The 18697-nt window shown below is 72.8% G+C and carries 17 protein-coding genes and 1 pseudogene; 12 read left to right on the plus strand and 6 right to left on the minus strand.

Annotated features, from left to right (window positions below):
- Positions 1-235 precede the first annotated feature (235 nt).
- The 9 genes from ACIBO8_RS20770 to ACIBO8_RS20810 all read left to right on the plus strand — a co-directional run bounded on the left by ACIBO8_RS20770 (position 236) and on the right by ACIBO8_RS20810 (position 10018).
- Positions 236-2011 carry a S8 family serine peptidase gene (locus ACIBO8_RS20770; RefSeq protein ID WP_396116896.1) on the plus strand — a complete coding sequence of 592 codons (1776 nt, stop codon included), beginning with the start codon at positions 236-238 and terminating at the stop codon, positions 2009-2011.
- 69 nt (positions 2012-2080) lie between these two features.
- Positions 2081-4522, plus strand: coding sequence for a putative bifunctional diguanylate cyclase/phosphodiesterase (locus ACIBO8_RS20775; protein WP_396116897.1), 2442 nt, complete (start codon positions 2081-2083; stop codon positions 4520-4522).
- A 39-nt stretch (positions 4523-4561) separates the two neighbouring features.
- Positions 4562-5056, plus strand: a complete 495-nt coding sequence (locus ACIBO8_RS20780; protein WP_396116898.1) for a MarR family winged helix-turn-helix transcriptional regulator — start codon at positions 4562-4564, stop codon at positions 5054-5056.
- Positions 5053-5514: a hypothetical protein gene (locus ACIBO8_RS20785; RefSeq protein WP_396116899.1), complete on the plus strand. Its 462-nt coding sequence runs from the start codon at positions 5053-5055 to the stop codon at positions 5512-5514. The genes ACIBO8_RS20780 and ACIBO8_RS20785 overlap by 4 nt, the downstream gene beginning before the upstream one ends.
- Complete coding sequence (locus ACIBO8_RS20790) at positions 5511-6743, plus strand: NRAMP family divalent metal transporter (RefSeq protein WP_396116900.1); 1233 nt, start codon at positions 5511-5513, stop codon at positions 6741-6743. The genes ACIBO8_RS20785 and ACIBO8_RS20790 overlap by 4 nt, the downstream gene beginning before the upstream one ends.
- Before the next feature lies 1 nt (position 6744).
- A complete protein-coding gene (locus ACIBO8_RS20795; RefSeq protein WP_396116901.1) occupies positions 6745-7116 on the plus strand; it encodes a hypothetical protein in 372 nt (123 codons plus the stop codon).
- Positions 7106-7393, plus strand: coding sequence for a PRC-barrel domain-containing protein (locus ACIBO8_RS20800; RefSeq protein ID WP_396116903.1), 288 nt, complete (start codon positions 7106-7108; stop codon positions 7391-7393). The genes ACIBO8_RS20795 and ACIBO8_RS20800 overlap by 11 nt, the downstream gene beginning before the upstream one ends.
- A gap of 192 nt (positions 7394-7585) precedes the next feature.
- Positions 7586-9232, plus strand: a complete 1647-nt coding sequence (locus ACIBO8_RS20805) for a DUF1996 domain-containing protein (RefSeq protein ID WP_396116904.1) — start codon at positions 7586-7588, stop codon at positions 9230-9232.
- On the plus strand, positions 9233-10018 hold the full coding sequence (locus ACIBO8_RS20810) for a sulfite exporter TauE/SafE family protein (RefSeq protein WP_396116905.1): 786 nt from the start codon (positions 9233-9235) through the stop codon (positions 10016-10018).
- Positions 10019-10022: 4 nt separating this feature from the next.
- On the opposite strand, the gene ACIBO8_RS20815 is transcribed toward ACIBO8_RS20810, so the two are convergent.
- Positions 10023-10580 (minus strand): hypothetical protein, encoded by a 558-nt coding sequence (locus ACIBO8_RS20815; protein WP_396116906.1) that lies wholly within the window; start codon positions 10578-10580, stop codon positions 10023-10025.
- A gap of 37 nt (positions 10581-10617) precedes the next feature.
- Here ACIBO8_RS20815 and ACIBO8_RS20820 point away from each other — a divergent pair, with 37 nt between their 5' ends.
- Complete coding sequence (locus ACIBO8_RS20820; RefSeq protein ID WP_396116907.1) at positions 10618-11301, plus strand: response regulator transcription factor; 684 nt, start codon at positions 10618-10620, stop codon at positions 11299-11301.
- Between the two features lies 1 nt (position 11302).
- Here ACIBO8_RS20820 and ACIBO8_RS20825 read toward each other — a convergent pair whose 3' ends face one another.
- The 3 genes and pseudogenes from ACIBO8_RS20825 to ACIBO8_RS20835 all read right to left on the minus strand — a co-directional run bounded on the left by ACIBO8_RS20825 (position 11303) and on the right by ACIBO8_RS20835 (position 15512).
- Entirely contained in the window at positions 11303-12658 is a 1356-nt protein-coding gene (locus ACIBO8_RS20825; RefSeq protein WP_396116908.1) for an ATP-binding protein, read from the minus strand.
- Between the two features lie 96 nt (positions 12659-12754).
- A pseudogene (locus ACIBO8_RS20830) lies at positions 12755-13744 on the minus strand (M28 family peptidase); the annotation flags it as partial.
- 190 nt (positions 13745-13934) lie between these two features.
- Positions 13935-15512 (minus strand): diguanylate cyclase domain-containing protein, encoded by a 1578-nt coding sequence (locus ACIBO8_RS20835; protein ID WP_396116909.1) that lies wholly within the window; start codon positions 15510-15512, stop codon positions 13935-13937.
- Between the two features lie 217 nt (positions 15513-15729).
- On the opposite strand from ACIBO8_RS20835, the gene ACIBO8_RS20840 reads away from it, so the two are divergent.
- The gene (locus ACIBO8_RS20840; RefSeq protein WP_396116910.1) at positions 15730-16101 is read left to right on the plus strand and encodes a DUF6582 domain-containing protein; all 372 of its coding nucleotides are present in this window, start codon (positions 15730-15732) and stop codon (positions 16099-16101) included.
- A 408-nt stretch (positions 16102-16509) separates the two neighbouring features.
- Positions 16510-16971, plus strand: a complete 462-nt coding sequence (locus ACIBO8_RS20845; RefSeq protein ID WP_396116911.1) for a hypothetical protein — start codon at positions 16510-16512, stop codon at positions 16969-16971.
- Here the strand turns inward: ACIBO8_RS20845 and ACIBO8_RS20850 are convergent.
- Both ACIBO8_RS20850 and ACIBO8_RS20855 read right to left on the minus strand, forming a co-directional pair.
- Positions 16962-18047: a VWA domain-containing protein gene (locus tag ACIBO8_RS20850; protein WP_396116912.1), complete on the minus strand. Its 1086-nt coding sequence runs from the start codon at positions 18045-18047 to the stop codon at positions 16962-16964. The genes ACIBO8_RS20845 and ACIBO8_RS20850 overlap by 10 nt on opposite strands.
- 34 nt (positions 18048-18081) lie before the next feature.
- Positions 18082-18696, minus strand: a complete 615-nt coding sequence (locus ACIBO8_RS20855; protein ID WP_396116913.1) for a class F sortase — start codon at positions 18694-18696, stop codon at positions 18082-18084.
- Position 18697 lies beyond the last annotated feature (1 nt).

An 18697-nucleotide genomic window follows, 5' to 3' on the forward strand; every position in this document is an offset into this window, starting at 1 on the left:
CAGGGAAGGACGAACCTATTCACGTACGAACCCCCGCGACACCCGCGAAATCGCCTCTTTTACCGCCAAGTCGGAACCAGTTGATCACCGTTCGGAGGAGGCGGCACGCCGCGGTTCAGCGGGACATGGAGATCAGCTCAAGATGAGCTCAATCCGGTCCAGCGGCGGCGCCCGGCGGACGATGACGCGAACGAGGCGGCCCGGACCAGGAGGGCCCGTTCCCGCAAGGAGCGACATGGTGAGTCGAGCAGGACGGACGTGGCGAGCGGCCGCATTGCTGGCCGGACCCCTGACCGTCGCCGGCCTCCTCGGGGTCGCGACGCCGGCCGCCGCCGCCAGCGGCCCCGCCACGCCCGTCTCCGTCATCGTGCGTACCGGATCGGTGCAGGACTCCGCACGGGCGCAGGCGGCCGTGCGGGCCGCCGGGGGCACCGTCGACCGGCCGCTCGATCTCATCTCCGGCTTCGCCGGCCACGTCGCGCCGGCGGCACTGCCGGCCCTGCGGGCCACGCCTGGCGTGACGGGGGTCACGGTCGACAGCGCGGTACGCCTCAAGGCGGACAAGTGGCTCGACGACGGCGGGAAGAACGCGCCGGTCGACGCCATCAAGAAGGCGGCCGGCGCCAAGAAGACGAGCAAGCTCGTCGACGTGGCGGCGCTGACCGGTGCGGGGGTCGGCGTGGCCCTGATCGACTCCGGCGTGGCGCCGGTCCGGGGCCTGGACCAGCCGGGCAAGGTGATCAACGGCCCGGACCTGTCCTTCGAGTCCCAGGACCCCGACCTCGCCAACCTGGACACCTACGGTCACGGCACCCACATGGCCGGCATCATCGCGGGCAGCGACCCGGCGACCCCGGACGGGACGCCCCGCTTCGACGGATTGGCTCCCGGAGCGCACCTGATCAGCCTGAAGGTGGCCACCGCGGACGGCGCCAGCGACGTCTCGCAGGTCATCGCGGCGATCGACTGGGTGGTCGCGCACCGGGACGACCCCGGGCTCAACATCCGGGTGCTCAACCTGTCCTTCGGTACGGACTCCGCCCAGGACGCGGCGCTGGATCCGCTGTCGTACGCGGTCGAGGCGGCATGGCGCAAGGGCATCGTCGTGGTGGTCTCGGCGGGCAACGACGGCGCCGCGGCGCCGCGCTTGACCATGCCGGCGGCCAACCCGTACGTCATCGCGGTGGGCGCCGCCGACGCGGCCGGCACGAGCACGCGAACCGACGACACCGTGGCGACGTTCAGCAGCCGCGGAAGCACCAGCCGGCACGCCGACCTGATCGCCACCGGGCGGTCCGTGATCTCCCTGCGTGACCCCGGCTCGTACGTCGACACCGAATACCCGTCGGCGCGCGTCGCCGACGCCGGGGGCGAGGAGCGATTCTTCCGGGGCAGCGGTACGTCGCAGGCCGCCGCGGTCGTTTCCGGGTCGGTGGCGCTGCTGCTGCAGCAGCGCCCGTCGCTGACCCCCGACCAGGTCAAGAGCCTCCTCGTCCGGTCCGCGGACCCGCTGCCCGGTGCGGATCCGGTCGCGGCCGGCGCCGGACAGCTCGACATCGCCGAGGCGGCGACCCTGCTCCCCGACAAGGACTCGGCCCAGGACTTCCCGGCCGCGACGGGCCTCGGCTCGCTGGAAGGCTCCCGCGGCACGAATCACGTGGTCGACGGTCTCACGGGGATCTCGCTGCGCGGCGAGACGGACATCTTCGGCGCCGCCTGGAACCCGAGGAAGTGGTCGCACGAGGCCAAGGACGGCAAGGCCTGGAAGTCCGGCTCCTGGAACGGGTCCGTCTGGACCGGCGGCGCCTTCAAGGGTGAGTCGTGGGCGGCGAAGACGTGGAGCCCGGCGCCCTGGACCGGCGCCAACTGGGCCGGACGTTCCTGGGCCGGTTCCGGCTGGGAAGGGCGGTCCTGGGCCGGACGGTCCTGGGCCGGACGGTCCTGGGCGGGGCGCTCCTGGGCCGCCGGCACCTGGTGCGGGCGGTCCTGGGCCGGCCGCAGCTGGGCCTGACGGCTTTCCTCACAATCCCCCCGCACGACGCCGATAGAAGGTAGTAGTAGGCCGGACAAGGAGGTTCCCATGCGGTTGCGGCCGACCCGCGTGGGCGCCCTCACGGTGCTCCTCGCCACCGTCTGCCTGGCCGGCCAGATGGTCTGGCTGGCCGGCGGCGTGCCGACCCTCGAAGGCCACCTCGTCACCCTCGCGGCCCTCACCGTGCTGTTCGCCGTCACGGACAAGTTCGTCGTGAGCCTCCCGGTCCGGCGCGGCTACCACAACATCAGCCTCAGCGAGATCCCGCTGGTGCTGGGGCTGATCATGGTGCACCCCGCGCTGCTGGTCGCCGCGCGGATCGCCGGCGGGCTTCCGGGCCTGGCGACCTTCCGCCGCCAGCGGGGCGCCAAGCTGGCGTTCAACACCTGCCTCTTCGCCACCCAGGCGACCGTGGCCGGCGTGGTGTTCCACCTCGCCGCCGGTGCGGCAGACCCGCTGGGGCCGGTGGGATGGCTCGCCGTGTACGGGGCCACCTTCGCCTCGGACCTCGTGTCCATCGTCCTGATCACCGCCGTCATCGCCCTGCAGGACGACAGCCGGCGGTGGCGTGATCTGCTGCGGGCGGACATCCGCGGCCTGCTGCAGCTGCCGCTGGTGGCGGTGACGACGACGATGGGCCTGGTGACCGCGGTGGTGGTGCACGACCGGGCACCCGCCGCCGGGCTCCTCGCCGTCCTCGCCTTCGCCGTGTACCGGGTCTTCCAGCGCTATGCCCGGCAGACCCAGGGCCACGCCCAGGTGGAGGCGCTCTACGACTTCACGCAGGCGGTCACCGGCGCCCGGGACGCCACGGAGGTCACCCGGGTGGCGCTCGGCCGGGTCCGCGACCTGGTCCGGGTCGAGACCGCCGAGCTCCTGCTCCTGCAGGGCGACAGGGCCGTACGCCTGCGGGTGACCGGCCGCGACCGGTTCCGCCGGGACGTCGTCGGCGTCGCCGGCGACCATTGGTGGCGTCCCGCCGCATCGGGAAGGCCGATCCGGGGCGAGAACGCCATGGCGGTTCCCCTCGACCTCGACGACGTCGGCGCGGTCCTCCTCGTCGCCGGACGCCTGCCCGAGGTGCCGCCCTTCACCTCCGATCAACTCCGGCTGCTCGAGGCGCTGGCCCGCCACGCCGGGGTGGCACTGCGCAACGCCCGGCTGGTGGAGATGCTGCGGCACACCGGCTTGACCGACGCCCTGACCGAGCTACCGAACCGGCGCCGGTTCGTCACCGACCTGCAGGAGACGCTCGACGCCGCGCGAAGCACCACCCGGCGGGTCAGTGTGCTCCTGCTCGCGCTGGACCGCTTCAAGGACATCAACGCGGGTCTGGGTCACGACGTCGGCGACCGGGTGCTGCGCGAGGTGGGCAGCCGGCTCCGTGGCGAGCTCGGCGGGCAGTACATGGTGGCGCGCGCCGGCGGCGACGGGTTCGCCCTTCTGGTCACCCACGCCGCGACGCCGGCGGACGTCCTGGCGGTGGCGCACCGGGTCCGCGAGGTGCTCGAACGCCCCGTCGACATCGACGACGTCGCCATCTCCGCGCAGGCCAGCATCGGTGTGGCGTACGCCCCCGACCACGGTCACGACGCCGAGCGGCTGCTCCAGCGTGCCGATGTCGCCCTGCACGCCGCCAAGGACGCCCGCAGCGGCGTACGCATCTACCGGCCCGAGGACGACCGGCACACCCCTCGCCGGCTGCGGCTCATGGGCGCGCTCCGGGCGGCCGTCGAGAACGGGGAGCTGGACGTCGTGTACCAGCCGAAGATCTCCGCGGTCACGGGGGCGGTCATCGGTGTCGAGGCGTTGAGCCGGTGGGAGCACTCCGACGGACCGGTGTCGCCGGACGAGTTCATCCAGCTCGCCGAGCGGTCCGGGTTGATCGGGCCGCTGACCCTCAACGTGATGGACAAGGCTCTGGCCGAGTGCGCGACCTGGCGCGTGGCCGGGCACGACATCTCGATGGCCATCAACGTGTCCCCGCTCTCCCTCGCCGAGCCCGCCTTCGCCGACGACGTCGAGCAGGCGCTCCAGCGCCACGGGTTGCCGGCCGGGGCCCTCACCCTGGAGATCACCGAGGGCGCGGTCATGCAGGACCCGGCCCGCAGCATGGTCACCCTGCACGCCCTGCACCGGCTCGGCGTGAAGCTCTCCATCGACGACTTCGGTACCGGCCATTCCTCGCTGGCGCGCCTCGCGGAGCTGCCCATCCACGAGGTGAAGATCGACAAGAGCTTCGTCCAGCACCTGACCAGCGACCGCAGCAAGCGGGCCGTCACCGATGCCGCCCTGCATCTGGGCCGCGCGCTCGACCTGGTCGTCGTGGCGGAGGGCGTGGAGACCGAGAGCGACCACCGATATCTGTGCGAGAACGGCTGCGACGTGATCCAGGGCTACTTCGTCGCCCGCCCGCTGCCGGCCCCGGAGCTGACGGACTGGCTGGTCACGCGGCGTCACGCTGCGGAAACGGCGGGCTCCGCCTCCTGATCGTGCATAGGACACGCGTGTCCTGGGCAAGTATCGGCCGTGACACTGTCCAACCCGGCCCAGCCCGAGGTCGACGACGCCCTGGTGGGGGCCTTCCTGACCGCCAGCCGCGCCCTCGTCGGCGTCGCGGCACGCTCGCTGGCCGCCGGCACCTCCGACATCACCCTGTCCCAGCACCGGGCCCTGGTGCTGCTGGCGTCGCGCGGCCCCCAGCGGATGGCCGACCTCGCCTCGCTGCTGGGCGTCAACAGTTCCACCGCGACCCGGCACTGCGACCGGCTGCAACGCCGCGGCCTGCTCCAGCGGGACCGCTCCCCGGATGACGGCCGCGCCGTCCGGGTCTCGCTGACGGACGCGGGTCACCGGCTGGTCCAGCAGGTCACCCAGGCCCGGCGCGCGGAGATCAGCCAGATCCTGCGGGCCATGCCGGACCGGTCCCGGCAGCATCTGATCGCGGCGCTGCACAGCTTCGCCGAGGCCGCCGGTGAGGTGCCCGAACAGCACTGGACGCTGGGCTGGGGCACCGAGTCATGACCACGAGGAGAGCGACCCGCCTGGGAATCGCCGCCACGGCCCTGCTGCTGTTCTGGGCCGGGGTGGCCTACCAGGTCTCGGGGCCCACCGCACCGGAGGACTATCGGCGCACCATGGTGCAGGTCGCGGAGGCCACCCACGATGCGGCCGGCACCGGCGCCCTGGTGGCCCGCCAGCAGCTCGCCGGCCAGGTGTTCCCCACCTTCGCGGACACCGCCTACGACGATGCCTCCACCGCGCTGGCCGGCGCCGCGCGCCAGCTCGCCGCCGAACCCCCGCCGGACCCGGCCGGGACAGCGATGCGGGACCGGCTGGCCCCGCTGCTGCGGGACACCGTCAAGGACCTCGGCGACGCGGCCACGGCCGAGGGCGACGACCAGCGGCGCGGCGCCGCCGACCGGCTCGACCGCCACGCCGCGGACCTCTCCCGGCTGCTGAAGGATTGGGGCGCGGCGTGAAGCGATTCCTGGCCGTCGCCCTGGGCATCCTCACCGCCATCGGCGGCTTCGTCGACATCGGCGACATCGTCGCCAACGCCGAGGCCGGCGCCGGCTTCGGCATCGCCCACGCCTGGGTCCTGCTGGTCGGCGTGATCGGGATCTGCGCGTACGCCGAGATGAGCGGCCGCGTCACCACGGTCAGCGGCCGTCCCGTCTTCGACCTCGTCCGGGAGCGTCTCGGCCCCCGGGTCGCCCTCGCCAACCTGGCCGGCTCGCTGCTGGTCACCGTACTCACCCTCGGCGCCGAACTGGGCGGCGTCGGACTCGCCCTGCAGCTGGCCACCAGCGTGAACTACCTGCTCTGGGTGCCCGTCGTGGCCGTCGTGCTCTGGGTCGTGCTGTGGCGCGTCAAGTTCGACGTCCTCGAGAACGTCTTCGGCCTCACCGGCCTGGTGCTGATCGTGTTCATCGTGGCCGTCGTCAAGCTCGGCCCCGACCCGGCGCAGCTGTGGCATCAGGCGACCCGTCCCGGGCCGACCGGCGGCGAGGACTGGGGTACCTACTGGTTCGTCGCCGTCGCCCTGTTCGCGTCCGCCCTGACGCCGTACGAGGTGTTCTTCTTCTCGTCCGGAGGCGTGGAGGAGCGCTGGACCAGCAAGGACCTGATCCGGTCCCGGATCAACGTCTTCGTCGGCTTCCCGCTCGGCGGCCTGCTCGCCTTCGGGATCATGATCACGTCGGCGACGGTGTTCCAGCCGCAGGGAATCTCTGTCAACACGCTGGCCCAGGTGGCCATGCCGGTCGCCCTCGCCGTGGGGAAGCTCGGGCTCGCCGCCGCGATCCTCGGGTTCTTCGCGGCCACCTTCGGGGCCGCCATGGAGACCGGCCTCTCCACCGCCTACACCGTGGCGCAGTACTTCGGCTGGGCCTGGGGCAAGCTACGCCGCCCCCGCCGGGCCGCGCGGTTCCACACCGTCCTCATCGTGGGCATCCTCGTCGGCGTCGCCGTGCTCATGACGACCATCGACCCGATCCAGCTCACCGAGTACACCCTGGTCTTCAGCGCGGTCGCCCTGCCGCTGACGTACCTGCCGATCCTGGTGGTCGCCAACGACCGCGGCTACCTCGGCGACCGGGTCAACGGCCGCCTCGCCAACGCCGTCGGCAGCGTCTACCTGGTCCTCGTGGTGGCCGCCGCGCTCGCCGCGATCCCGCTCATGCTCGTGACCCGGATGGGAGCCGGCTGACATGCTCATCGCCCTCGACCTGCTCGACCGGCAGATCCTCGACCGCGACGGCCAACCCGTCGGCAAGGTCGACGACATCGAGCTCGCCGCCACCGCCGACGGCACGCTGCACGTCGCCGCGCTGCTGGTCGGCCAGCAGGCCCTCGGCGACCGGATCGGCGGCCGCCTCGGCGCCTGGATGGCCGGCACCGCCCGCCGCCTCGCCCCGGACGACCGCAAACAACCGGCGCGTATCCCGTACGACCTCGTCGCCAAAGTGGACAGCGCGGTGAACCTCAGCGTCCGCCGCGAGCTGCTCCCCGACGCACCACTGGAGACGTGGCTGCGCGACCACCTCATCGACCGCATTCCGGGAGCCGACCATGCCGGCTGACGCACCCCCACCGCCCCGTGTCGGCGCCCTCATCGGCCGCGAGGTCCGCCACCGCGAGGGCCACCCGCTCGGACGCATCGCCGACCTCGAGACCGAGCGCGGCCCGGACGGCCTCGAGCGGATCACCGCGGCCATCGTCACCAGCGGCCGCTGGGGGCGCCTGCTCGGCTACGAGCGCGACCAGCACACCGGACCGTGGCTTGTCGAGCAGCTCGCCCGCTACGTCGTACGCCGCCACACCCGGCGCATCCCGTGGGAGGAGCTGCGGCTTCCCTGACCGGCACCGCAATTCTTACCGTCCTCTGACCATTGCCGGAGGACCCGTCCGCACGCGATCGGCCCGCCGTACCGCTGCCCGACGCCCCGACGCGGGGTCGCCGACGCATCGACCGCAGGGAGGATCAGCGTGCGGACCACACCAGGACGAGCAGCACTGCTGTCATCACGCCGGACCAGGATCGCGACCGCGATGGCAGTGCTCGCCGCAAGCGGAGCTCTGACCGTCACGTTCGTGACCAGCGGCGGCAGGGGGACCGCGGACGCGGCCACCGAGCTGAACCAGTTCGTGCCGATCGAGAAGGTGGCTGCGAACGTCACGCCGCCGAGAACCCGTGCCACCGGCTCGAAGGGCCGTTTCGTCGTGGACTGCGGCACCAACGGCAACGGCAAGTTCAGCCCGGACAACCCGGTGGCCCAGCCGGGCATCAAGAACGGCGCCGAGCACGTGCACGACTTCGTCGGCAATCTGGCGATCACGGCGAACTCGTCGGACGCCGACCTCGAGGCCTCGGGCACCACGTGCAGAAACGGCGACAAGTCCTCGTACTTCTGGCCTGTCGTCCGTATCGACAAGTCCGTCAGGTCCGCGGCCGACACACGCCGGGCGCTCGCCGGCACCACGCCCACAGTGGCGTGCCCGAGCGTGCGGGACCGGCTGCCCGCCGTACCGGTCGGGGCATGGAACTCGGTGCGGGCCGGGCTGCACTCGCTCGACCAGGCGACCGCCTGGGCTAACGGTCGCATGGCGGCGAGCCGCGGACGCATCGACGCACGCGCCAACGAGGCTTTGCTGGCCTCCTTGCGCACGCGGCGGGCCCGTCTCATCAGGGCGCTCAGCGAGAGCATCGCCGCCGCGGGCGGCCGCACGACCGGAATGGTGTCGCTCGTGGAATGCGACGTGAACTACGACGGCATGCACGCCGCCATGCGCCACACCGCCGCCGACATCAAGGCCACGCCGCAGGTGCAGTGCCCGGCCGTACGCGACAAGCTTCCCGGCATCCCCGCCGAGGCGCTCGACGAGGTGAACCGGAACCTGGCGGAGCTGGACCGGCAGATCTCCGAGGCCGACGAGCGCCTCGTCACTACGCGCGGCCAGGGCGACGCCGTCCTGGGAACGCTCAAGGCCAGGCGCATCGCGGCCCTCGACCGCATCGCGACCGCCATCGGCCGCCGCGCCGACCGGCCGCAGGGCCTCGACGCACTCGCTGCCTGCACCTTGAGCGGGCAGACCGGCGAGGCCCCGAAAGCCCTGCCGGACCCGCAGGGGCCCAACCTCGAACTGCCCAACAACACCGGCGGCATCGTACGGCCGGCCTCCGTGCTCATCGAGTACCGCGGCAACGCCACCAGCAAGGTGACGCCCATGCCCAAGTTCCTCCGCGCGCTGACCGGCGACGCGAAGCCCACCAGCCGCGGCCCGGCCAACGCCCGCGCCGCCTGGACGTGCTCCGGCTTCGCGGACCGGCTCTCCGACCGCTATCCGATCTGCCCGGCCGGCAGCAGGGTGCAGCGCGTGCACGACTTCCCCGGGTGCTGGGACGGCAAGAACATCGACAGCGCCAACCACCGCAGCCACGTCGCGTTCGCCGACCGGACCACCGGCGCCTGCCCGGCAACCTTCGTGGCCATCCCCCAGCTGCGCATCACGATCTCCTACGACATCCCCCGCGACGTTCAGGTGCGGGGTCAGTACGCGCTGGACTCCTTCCCCGAGGAGGACCACAACCCCTTCTCCGACCACGACGACTTCATCAACGTCAACACCGACCGCACGATGCGCCGGATCGCCGCCTGCATCAACACCGGCCGGGCGTGCCGGGGAGATCATGGGTAGGTGACGGCGGCGCTGGCGATCCTGGTCGCGGGGTTCTGGGCAGGGATGATCAATGTGGTGGTCGGTTCGGGCACGCTGGTGACCTTCCCGACGCTGCTGCTGTTCGGATACCCGCCGCTGGTCGCCAACGTGTCCAACAACATCGGCCTCGTCGGCGGCGGCATCACCGGCACCTTCGGCTACCGCCACGAGCTCGGCGAGCACCGCCGCGAGCTGCGCAGCCTGCTGCCCGCGGCGGTGCTCGGCGGCATCACCGGCGCGCTCCTGCTGCTCGTCCTGCCGGATGACGCCTTCAGGACGATCGTTCCCGCGCTGATCGCGATCGGCCTGTGCATGGTGGTGTGGGGCCCCGCCCTGCAACGGCGTGCCGCCCGCGGGCGGGACACCACGGCGGGCTACGGCCGGCTGGCGACGCTCTCCCGGCCCCGGCTCGGGACCGTCGCCGGTGGCGTCTACCTGCTCGGCATCTACGGCGGCTATTTCGGCGCGGCGCAGGGCGTGCTGATCGTCGGGCTGATGAGCGTGCTGACGTCCGAGGACCTCCAGTCGATCACCGCGCTGAAGAACCTGCTCACCACGGGCGTGAACGCGATCGCCGCGGTGACCTTCCTGATCGTGTCGCCCGGGTCGGCGGACTGGACGGCGGTGCTGCTCGTCGCGGCGGGCGCGACCGCCGGCGGGATCGTCGGGGCCCGGTTCGGCCGCCGGCTGCCGCCGCTGCTGCTGCGGGCGCTGATCGTGGTCATCGGGGTCGCGGCGCTCCTGCGCCTGCTGATCCTCGGATGACCGCTCAGCCGCCGTACTCCTCGACGATCTGCGCTCCCGGCCCGTCGTCCCAGTACGCCGTGACGACCGAGGCGTGCGAGGGGCCGGCGAGCCGCACGACGACCAGCGTGTTGCTGCGCCGGGTCATGCTCGCCACGTAGCCCGGCAGCGGCTCGGTGTCGACCACGTCGATCCGTGTCGGCGAGTACGCGACGATCACGTCCCCACCCTCGGCGTTGACCCGGTAGCGCGGTCGGCGATCCGGCGCGGAGGGCGACGGACTCGCGGACGGGCTCACCGACGCCGACCGCGAGGGCGCCGGCCGCGTGCGCGTCGGGGTGGTGGGCGGCCGGGTCGGACGGGCCGACGTGCGGCTGGGTTTCGGCCGGGGCGCCGCGGGCGTCGGTGTGGGGTCGGGCAGTCCGAACCGGACCTCGGTGTACCGGCGGTTGACGTCGATCGCCACCGGCGCCTCGTCGGTGATCGCGGGCGCGATGCCGACGCGGACCCCGAGCCAGGACACGGTGACGGCGGCAACCGCCGCGGACAGCCACGCGACGACGAATCTCCAGCTCCGGCCCATGATTACATTCTGCCTTAACGATCGATAGATTATGACTATGGCTCACGTACTGGTGATCGAGGACGACCGCGATGTCCGGGAGGCCATCGACCGCTCACTGTCCGTGACCGGACATGTCGTACGCCTCTGCGCGGACGCGCTCGACGGCCTGCGGGAGCTGGCGAGTTCGCGTCCGGACGTGGTGGTCCTCGACCTCAACCTGCCGGACCTCGACGGCGCCACCGTGCTGCGCCGCATCCGGGCCACGTCGGCGGTGCCGGTCGTCGTCGCGACCGCCCGCGGCGCGGAGAGCGAGATGATCCGCCTGCTGCGGGCGGGTGCGGACGACTACGTGGTCAAGCCGTACTCCGCCGAGCAGCTCGAGGCGCGGATCGCGGCGGTGCTGCGCCGCGGCGCCGGGCCGAAGGTCACCACGCTGACGGTGGGCGGCCTGGTGCTCGACCGGGAGGCGCGTACGGTCTCGCTCGACGGCGCGCCCCTGCAGCTGTCCCGGCTCGAGTTCGATCTGCTGGCGTACCTGATGCAGCGGGCCGGCAAGGTGGTCACCCGGCGCCAGGTCCTCGACGACGTGTGGTGCTCGGAGAGCCGCTCGCTCGAGACGGTCGACGTCCACGTGACCTGGCTGCGTCGCAAGCTGGGCGAGCGCGCCGCCGCGCCGCGTTACCTGCACACCCTCCGCGGGGTGGGCATCCGCCTGTCCGCGCCGGAGAACGCCGGCTGACCTACCGCCGGGCATGCGCACCGCCCAGCCGCCGCCAGAATCGCGGCCGGCGTTCCGCCCGGGGCGGCGCGTCCTCGCCGGCGACGCCGAGGGTGAGGACGACGCGGGCCCCGCCCAGCTCGCTGCGGCCGACGTCGAACCGGCCGCCGGTCTCGGCGGCGAGGCGCCGGGCGATGTCCAGGCCGAGCCCGGTGGAGTCGGCGTCGCTGGCACCGCGGGACACGGCGGCCTCCGGGTCACGGAAGCCCGGCCCGGCGTCCTCCACCGTCACGGAGACCTCTTCGGCGCCCGGCTGGACCGACACCCGGCAGGCGGCCGTCTCCGGGGTGTGGTGGAACACGTTGCCCAGCAGCACGTCCAGCGCCTCGGCGACCACCGAGAAGGCGGCCGGCACGGTGATTCCGGCCGGCGGCGGCTCGGCCTGCCACGGCCGGCCCTGGTCCTCGGCGAGGGCGCCCCAGAACTCCGTCCGGTCGGTGACGACGGCGGCCAGGTCGCAGCGCAGCCGCGGTCGCGCCGCGAGCGGGCGGGCGGCCTCGACGATCACTGCGTTGATCTCGTTCTCGAGCCGGTCGACGACCCGCAGCTGACGGTCGCGGTCTGCGCCGGCCGGCAGCGCCTCGGTGTTCAGCCGCAGCGCCGTCAGCGGCACCCGGAGCCGGTGGGAGAGGTTGGCGGCCAGCGCGCGCTCGGTGGCCAGCAGCTCGGCGAACCGGTCGGCGAGGACGTTGAGCGCGCCGCCGACCTCCTCGATCTCCCGGGGGCCGCTCGGCCGTACCCTTGCGTGCAGGCTGCCCGCCCCGAGGCTGGTGGCGGTCCGGGCCAGGTCGCCGCTGGCGCGTACCACCCGGGCGGCGAGCCGGTCCGCCAGCAGCGTGGAGACGCCCACCAGGACGATCGCCTCGCCGAGGAGCACGAGCCACGCCAGGCCGACGCCGGCCCGCAGCGAGCTCGACGGCACGTACACCTCGATCACCGCGATCAGGCCCTCGGGCAGCGCCACCGGGCGCAGGTACGCCCGCCCCCCGGCGACGTTCACCGTGCCGGCGCTCTGCTGCTGCCGTACGTGAATGATCGCGCCGGGGGCGACCCGGGAGGTCCCCACCGTGCCCAGCGTCGGCAGGTGTGCCGCGAGCCGGCCCTGCTGGCCGGCCTCCGTACTCATGATCGAGTTCAGGACGAGGTCGCGGTCCGTGGCGACCACCACCACGGCCGACAGGCCGAGGGCCTGCCGCTCCGCCTCGCGCAGCGCGCGGTCCTGGGCCGCCGTCTGCACGAGCAGCGCCAGCGGGATGACGAACGCCAGGGCCACCAGCGTCGTCACCGCGAGGGCGACGCGAACGTAACTGCGTCTCATTCCAGGAGCACCGCCGGTCGAAAGATCAAGTGCCGACCATAGCGGCCGGGGACGATCCGCGCCCACCACGGATCCGTCCCCGGCCACCTCCCCGCCCTAGAAGGTCAATGCCCGAGACCGCGGGGCGCCGGCGGCCGGCTCGATCGTCGCCTGCACCCCGGTCAGCTTCCACGCGGCGTACGCGGCCACGTCGGTGTGGGTGTCCAGCGCGGCGGCGCTGACGTTGTCGATGGTGTCGCAGTCCTTGTGGTAGCAGGGGTCGAAGGGCTGCCCCGCCTTGCCGTGCCACTTCGCCGCCTGGGCCTGGCTCATCGCCGGTGCGAGGCTCAGGGTGGCCGTACCGCCGCTGGGGATGCCGGCCGCCATGAACGAGGCGTGGTCCGACCGGCCGTCGACGCTGACGCCCTCGGACGGGACCTGTTCGGCGGCGAAGCCCTCCTCGAACGCCTGGGTGATGAAGGCGCCCCGCGGGTCGTCGTCATAGACGAAATAGCCGGGATTGGGCGAACCGATCATGTCGAAGTTCAGGTACGCGGTCAGCTTGGCCTGCTCGGCGGCCGGCAGCGACGCCACGTACGCCTTCGACCCGGCCAGGCCCTCCTCCTCCGCGCCCCACCAGCCGAAGCGGATGGCCTTGTCACCCTTCGCGCCGGCGGCGGCATAGGCGAGGGCGACCTCCAGGATGCCCGCCGAGCCGCTGCCGTTGTCGTTGACGCCGGGCCCCTCGGCGACGCTGTCCAGGTGCGCCCCGAGCATGACCACCCGGTCCGGGTCCCCGCGGCCGGGCAGGTCGGCGATCAGGTTGAACCCGGTCCTGCCGCCGAAGGTGAACTGCTGGATCCGGGTGCTGTACCCCGCCGCGTCGAGCTTGCCCTGCACGTAGTCGAGCGAGGCCTTGTACCCGGCCGTGCCGTGGGCCCGGTTGCCGCCGTTCGCGTCGGCCAGGCGGGCGAACTCCTTCAGGTGCGCCTCGACCTCGGCACCGTCGATGTCCGGCGCCGCGACCGGCTGCGTGAGACCACGGCCGGCGGCGGCCGCGCTGACGGCGAGGCGGTCCGGGGCGTCCGGTTGCGGGATCCCGCCGGTGACCGCGTAGCCGGCGGTGACGATCGCCCCCGTTCCGAGCACCGCGAGCGTCACCGCACCGAACACCGTCGCTCGCAGCGCGGCCCTGCTTCTCCTCGCATGGCTCACGAGCGGTCCTCCCAGGAGCCGTATCGATCTTCGTGACGCTGGGAGTCTCGGTGCCGGCGCCTTAAGGGCACCGGAAGATTCGCTATCGGAGCGGTAACGGCGGCATGCCGGATTCGATGGCGAACACGCAGTACCGGCCCTTGCCGGACAGCTTCGCCGTGTACATCGCGGTGTCGGCGTCGCGCAGCAGCTCCTGCGGGTCGGCGGTGGCTGCCGGCTGGGTGGCCACGCCGATGCTGGCGGCTACGGCGACCGTCTGCCCGCCGATCTCGAACGGACTGGTCAGCGCGGCGACCAGCCGGCCGGCGAGGGTGTTCGCCTCGCCCGCGTCGTGGTGCGCGACGACGATCGCGAACTCGTCGCCGCCGATCCGGGCGAGGAAATCACCGGTACGCAGGCCCGCGCTCATCCGGCTCGTCGCGGCGGCCAGGAGCGCGTCGCCCGCGGCATGGCCGTGCGTGTCGTTGACGTCCTTGAATCCGTCCAGGTCGACGTAGAGCATCGAGAGGAAGCCCTCACCGCCGGGTCGCTCCACGAGCGTGTCGAGGTGACGGAAGAGGCCCGAGCGGTTGGCGACCCCGGTCAGCATGTCGGTGAACGCCAGGCGCCGCAGCTCCTCCTGCCGGCTCATCAGCTTCTCCTGGCTCGCCCGCAGCTCCACCTCGCGCAGGCGCAGGTTGCCCACGGTGGCCCGCAGCTCCATGGTGAGGCGGTGGTTGTCGCGCATGCTCAGCAGCTGCCGGATCACCACGACGACGACCAGGACGGTCGACAACGTGTACAGCATCGGTCCGACCGTGCCGCGCTGCACCGTGACCACCAGCGACGCGGCGATCGCCACCGTCAGCGGCACGTACGGCAGGGCGACCCAGGTCCGGGCCGTACCGACGATCCGCAGGGGCCCGCACCGGTGCTGCAGCCCCGCCGCCAGCCCGATCAGCAGGAAGCCGCAGATCCAGCCGAAGTCGGCGAAGCTCGAGCTGGTGTACGTCCCGCTCTGCATGAGATAGGCGAAGCCGCTGTCGGCGACCGCGAGCGCGAGATAGCCGGCACCGAGGACGCCGAAGACCAGGCGCTGGGCCCCTCGCACCTGCCCGAGAAGGATGAAGATCATGCTGCCCACGATGACGTCACCGGCGGGGTACGCCATCGTGACGAGCCATTCGAAGGTGCTCCCGGCGCCGGCGGCGTAGAGCGGGCCGAGAACCGTGGCCCAGCTGAGGTAGAACATCGACCCGGTGATGAGGAGGGCGTCGAGCAGCATCCGGACCGTACCGCGCCGCAGGTCGACGAAGGCACCGGCGCCGGCGACGGTGAGCGGCACCAACGCCAGGAAACCCAGGTCGGCGAGGGAGGGGAACGGCACCTCGATGCCTTGCACGTTCTCGTACCACGTCCAGAGGAACTGACCCGCCGACCAGGTCGCCGCGCCCAGCCCCAGCATCGCCCAGGCACGCCGGCCCCGGCCGCGTGTCCGCCGTGCGCTCCGGCCGCACGCGATCGCGGCGTAGAGGGACGCTCCCGCCTCGGCGACGTTGGCGAACAACGCGGCGGCAGCGGGGCCTCCGGCGGTCGTGAACAGCCAGAAGCCGGCGATCAGCACGGCTACAGCGTGGATGCCCACGACAACGGCGTTCGCACCGCGGACTGCGTACCTCAACTCCCGCAACCCTGCGTCCCTCCTCACTCCGGCCGGCTGGTCGGCGACGCTCACGGTCACCGACGGTCTGCGGGTCGTGGCGCCTGATCGGCACGACGGCCGCCGAATGAAGGGTTCCGGGCCGTGCCGCCTTCCGGGTCCGGTTGCTTTTCGGTTGGCATCGGGTTGCGGACCTGCCGGCGGCATGACCGTCCCCGCCGGCGGGTAACCACGGGGAATGGCCACCAGGACACGACAGCTGACCGCCGCCGAGCGGGACGCGATGCCCGACAGCACCTTCGCGTTCCCGCGCGTCCGCAAGGAACCGCTCAGCGACGCCCGGCACGTGCGCAACGCGATCGCCCGCTTCGATCAGGTGCGCGACGTGACCGACTCGGAACGCGACGAGGCCTTCCGCCGCATCAAGCGCGCCGCCAAGAAGTTCGGCGTGGACATGACGGAATCCCGCTGGCAGGAACTCGGCAAACCGGCCGCCGGAACCCCCGGCCGGTCGAAGACCGACCTGTACGCCGAAGCCCGCCGCCGCGGCATCCCGGGCCGCTCGTCCATGACCAAGGCACAACTGGAACGCGCCCTCTCGAAGGGCTGAGGCCCACCGCTGGGAGCCGTCGGCGGTACCGGCGTCCCACCGGCGCTGACGCTCGTCGAGATCCATCTCCCGCACATCGGCGCGGCACCCCGTTCATCGAGCCGCCGCTGCTGATCGTCGGGAATTGTCGTTCGTTCAAAGCTGTGAAATACGCGCCCGTGCCACCGTTTCGGGACATCTGTTATTTCGTCGAAATCGCATTCAGGCGCCAATTGAAAATGATCAGAGCCGCCTGCTCTTGCCGCCACCCACCCGCATGGTGAAGCCTCTGTCGCATAGGCATACATCAATGCGTTGACCGAGGGGGAAACCGTGGACACAGCTGGGATAAGGCGGCACGAGCTGCCGCGCCGGGCCGTACTCAGGGCCGGTGCCGTCACCGCGGGCATCATCGGGGCCGGAGCCCTGATGTCTGGGCCGGCCGTGGCCAAGGGGCCGGGGACCGACGCCGTGCAGTCGCAATGGCGGTGGTGCAACCGGTGCCAATGCCTTTTCTACGGCGGCGGGACCACCACGGCGTGGTGCATCCTCGGTGGGGGCCACGACTACGGCGGCAGCGGCAACTACATCGTCACCCACACGTCCGGGCCCGGCCAGGCGGGATGGCGCTGGTGCAACAGGTGCTACTGCCTCTGGTACGGCGGCAGCGCGTCGGACGGGCGCTGCCACAACGGCGGCGTCCACAACCGCAACACGAGCGGGGACTACCGGGTGGCGTACGGCACTCCCCCGTCCGGTGAGCAACCGGGGTGGCGGTGGTGCAACAAGTGCTACTGCCTGGCGTACAGCGGCAACGGCACGGGATACTGTCCGGCCGGCGCCGGGCACGACTTCAGTGGGAGCGGGGCCTACTACCTGCCCTACGGGTGATCCGGCGGCCGATCATTGTGTACGGTGGCGCGGCCGCGGACCACCGGCGGCGGCACAGCCGCGTGTCCCCGCGCCACCGGCTCGGCGACGAGCGGGGCCGGTGGGGCCGGCGGCTCGGCGGCGGCCGGACGGGGACGGCGGCGCCGCAGGTACGCGGCCACGGCGACCAGCACGGCCGCGCCGGCGACCGCGATCCACAGCAGCACTGCCGTGCGGGTCAGGCCCGGGTCCTTCGCGGGTGCCGGGGACGGCGGCGCCGCCACGATCGCGTCGCCGGTCAGGGTCAGGTCGCCGGTGTCCACGCGTACGGACAGCCGCGCGGGCAGTGTGGGCGGGGTCGGGAGTTCGACGAGGTAGCGGCTCCGCAGCACGGTCGACACCTGGTCCAGCGCGGGTATGACGACGGGGTCGCCCGCGGGCGCGAAGAAGCCGCCGGTGGCCGCCGCCGCGGTCGCCCAGTACGGGCCTGCACTTGCCGCTCCGACCACCACGAGCACGGTGCCGCTCTGCCGGAACGTGTCGCCGAGTCCGGCGGCGTCCTCGCCGCGGGCATCCGTGCCGGTCGTGTAGAGGACGACCAGCCGCCGGCCCAGCGCCGCGGCCGGGAACTGCCGCATCGCCAGTCTCAGCGCCGCGGCGGTGTCGCGGGCGCCCCGGGCCGGCACCGACGTCAGCGCACGAACCGTGCCGCTCGGACCCCGCTCCGGTCCGGCGATCACCGCGGCGGGGGCCGAGTCGGCGATCACGACGGCCTGGGTGGTCGGCGGGGCCTCGAGGATGAACCGGGCGGCGGCGCTCTGCCACGTCGGCAGCGTGGCGGCTCCGGCCACCGACGTGTCGACGACCAGCGCCACGGCGAGCCCGTCGGACACGAGCGGGACCAGGTTCGCCTGCTGCGGCACGCCGTCGCGGGTCACCGTGACGCTCGGCCTGCCCGGCCGGGTGCCGGCGCTCAGGTCGACGACCAGGGCCGTGCGGTCGCCGCGGACCAGGGCCGCGGTGATCGGCAGGGCGACCGGGGCGGCCGCCGCCCCGGGGGCGGGCCACTGGATCGCCGTGACCGCCGTGAGCAGCACCGCCAGCAGTGCCGGGGTACGCCGCCGGCGGAGCTCAGACCTTGTCCGCGAACACGATGACATTGTCCCGGTAGCTTCCTCGAGAGCGGTCGAAGCTTCCGCCGCAGGTGACGAGCCGGAGGGTGGCGTCGAGGCTGGGGGCGTACACGAGATCGGTCGGGAATTTGACCTTGGGCACCCGCGACACCCCGGTGACCCGGAACGTCACCGTGCTGCCGTCGGCGCGATCGACGGCGACCCGGGTGCCGGGCCGGACGGTGCCGAGGCGGGCGAAGATGCCCGGGCCGGCGCGGGAGTCGACGTGGCCCAGGATCACCGCGGGTCCGGGCTGGCCGGGCCGGGGGCCGCGCACGTACCAGCCGGCCACGTCCGGGCTCTCGGGGACGGCGACGCTGCCGTCGGGTTGCAGGCCGAGCCGCTGCACCACACTGTCCACGTGCAGCGCCCCGATGCGCAGGCGCACCGGCGGGGCCACGGCGGTGTAGGTGCGCGCCGACCGGAAGCCCTCCGCCGCGACCGGCGCCGTGGCCACCGGCACCACCCGCGTGGCGGTGCCGGGCCGGGGCGCGCGCCGCGGGGCACCGGTCAGCACGGTGATCAGGACGAGCGCCAGGCATCCCAGGGACACCGTCCGGGCGTACACGGGCATG

The organism is Actinoplanes sp. NPDC049681, assembly GCF_044465265.1.
Taxonomy (GTDB): Bacteria; Actinomycetota; Actinomycetes; order Mycobacteriales; family Micromonosporaceae; genus Actinoplanes.

What these genes read in the sequence shown, in the direction of transcription:
- ACIBO8_RS20825 (WP_396116908.1), bottom strand. Translation starts at nt 12,658, where the DNA reads ATGAGACGCAGTTACGTTCGCGTCGCCCTCGCGGTGACGACGCTGGTG.
- ACIBO8_RS20845 (WP_396116911.1), top strand. Translation starts at nt 16,510, where the DNA reads ATGTCTGGGCCGGCCGTGGCCAAGGGGCCGGGGACCGACGCCGTGCAG.
- ACIBO8_RS20820 (WP_396116907.1), top strand. Translation starts at nt 10,618, where the DNA reads ATGGCTCACGTACTGGTGATCGAGGACGACCGCGATGTCCGGGAGGCC.
- ACIBO8_RS20805 (WP_396116904.1), top strand. Translation starts at nt 7,586, where the DNA reads ATGGCAGTGCTCGCCGCAAGCGGAGCTCTGACCGTCACGTTCGTGACC.
- ACIBO8_RS20795 (WP_396116901.1), top strand. Translation starts at nt 6,745, where the DNA reads ATGCTCATCGCCCTCGACCTGCTCGACCGGCAGATCCTCGACCGCGAC.
- ACIBO8_RS20770 (WP_396116896.1), top strand. Translation starts at nt 236, where the DNA reads ATGGTGAGTCGAGCAGGACGGACGTGGCGAGCGGCCGCATTGCTGGCC.
- ACIBO8_RS20815 (WP_396116906.1), bottom strand. Translation starts at nt 10,580, where the DNA reads ATGGGCCGGAGCTGGAGATTCGTCGTCGCGTGGCTGTCCGCGGCGGTT.
- ACIBO8_RS20775 (WP_396116897.1), top strand. Translation starts at nt 2,081, where the DNA reads ATGCGGTTGCGGCCGACCCGCGTGGGCGCCCTCACGGTGCTCCTCGCC.
- ACIBO8_RS20840 (WP_396116910.1), top strand. Translation starts at nt 15,730, where the DNA reads ATGGCCACCAGGACACGACAGCTGACCGCCGCCGAGCGGGACGCGATG.
- ACIBO8_RS20800 (WP_396116903.1), top strand. Translation starts at nt 7,106, where the DNA reads ATGCCGGCTGACGCACCCCCACCGCCCCGTGTCGGCGCCCTCATCGGC.
- ACIBO8_RS20785 (WP_396116899.1), top strand. Translation starts at nt 5,053, where the DNA reads ATGACCACGAGGAGAGCGACCCGCCTGGGAATCGCCGCCACGGCCCTG.
- ACIBO8_RS20855 (WP_396116913.1), bottom strand. Translation starts at nt 18,696, where the DNA reads ATGCCCGTGTACGCCCGGACGGTGTCCCTGGGATGCCTGGCGCTCGTC.